The organism is Micromonospora sp. NBRC 110038 (assembly GCF_020884815.1).
GTDB classification, from domain to species: domain Bacteria; phylum Actinomycetota; class Actinomycetes; order Mycobacteriales; family Micromonosporaceae; genus Micromonospora; species Micromonospora haikouensis.
The window spans coordinates 1-1338 of record NZ_BBOL01000024.1; the positions used below are offsets into that span (position 1 = coordinate 1).

The following is a 1338-nucleotide window of genomic DNA, read 5'->3' on the forward strand; positions in this document are numbered from 1 at the left end:
ACATGGTCGCCGAGGGGAGGGCCGTTCTTGTGCTGGCTGAGAGCGACCGCCGGCCGACGCTGCGCTCCGACCTCACCACGGTGCCGATCAAGGACATCGCCCCGTCCCGGGTCGTCCTGGTCACCCGCGCCTCCGACCCCAACCCTTTGATCGCCGAGTTCCTCGCCCTGGCCGCGACGCCCGCGTAAGCGCCAGGTAACTCGGTGCCGGTTCCGGACTTTCTCCGGCCCGGGTGCACCATCCGCTCCAGCGCCGCGAGCTTCTCGACGTCGCGGATCTCCGATGGCGGCTCCTGGTCCAAGCGCGACCACCAGGTACCGGCAGGTACGGTCCTCCGTACGCGGCTCCGACCAGCAGGCCGTCGTCGCTCCGCCTCCGTAGCGATCATGCTGAACCCAGGGTCGGACGGCCTCATCCGGAAGTTGCGAGGGTTGGAAGCGGTAACGGAGGTCGCCTCATCGCTGTGGCAGGAGACCCAGGAGCACCACGTGCGCTGGTCTGCTGACCGGGCAGAGCCACGGCGGGGACGACAGCCGAGCCGGCGTGTGTTGTCGCAGCTCTCGCTCCGGGAGGCCTGCCACGAGGGGCAGCGATTCCGCCTGCATCGTACGAGCTTCTGCGGTTGTCAAGCACCCTCAACCACCGCTACGTCATACGGTGCACAGATGATACATACCGGTGTCCGAGGGGGGATTCGTACACATGTTCGCGGCACCCATGCTTAGCATGGGTGCTCATGCCGCAATCCTATAGCAGTCAGCGGGCACTGTGGAGAATCAGCCGATGGTCGGAGTGAGCAGGACTCCCGACTACTTGTTACATGACGAAACAATGAAGTATCTGGCAGGCCAGGCCGCAGCGGGACCAGCGGGCCGATCCACCGGTTCCCGTTGTCGATGAGGCTGTAGAGCAGGCGCGACCATCCGGCCAGGCATAACCCGGCGACGACGGCCAGGAGCACGATGACGGCCAGGTTGTCGCCGGTACCGCGAGCCCGTTGACGACGATGACGGCGGTGGCTCTGCTCGCGAGTTGCGACACCAGCGACTCGTGAGTTCTGACTCCATTGATCGGTTCGGTCGTGATCAATCTCCGCGAGTTTTGACCGCGCTTCCGTCCGCTGTCGCGGGCTGGTTGGGGTCGGCGGAGGTTTGCAGGCGCAGTCGGGTGAGCGCGAGCATGCCGATCAGCCAGCCGTGGCCACCGGTGACATCGTGGGCGCGCGCCGCCAATAGGCTTGAGCCATGACTGGCCCTGCTCCCATCATCGAAGGCATCAACGGCCACCGCGAGTTCCTTCTGACTGGCGAGGGCCGGCCGCCGTACGCCGAGTCGAGGT

Annotated in this window: 2 pseudogenes; one reads left to right on the forward strand and one right to left on the reverse strand. The window is 66.1% G+C overall.

The features are described 5' to 3' along the window. Positions 1 to 188, forward strand: a pseudogene (locus LPU61_RS31455) (LysR family transcriptional regulator); the annotation flags it as partial. Between the two features lie 897 nt (positions 189 to 1085). Here the strand turns inward: LPU61_RS31455 and LPU61_RS31460 are convergent. Next, positions 1086 to 1338, reverse strand: a pseudogene (locus LPU61_RS31460) (hypothetical protein); the annotation flags it as partial.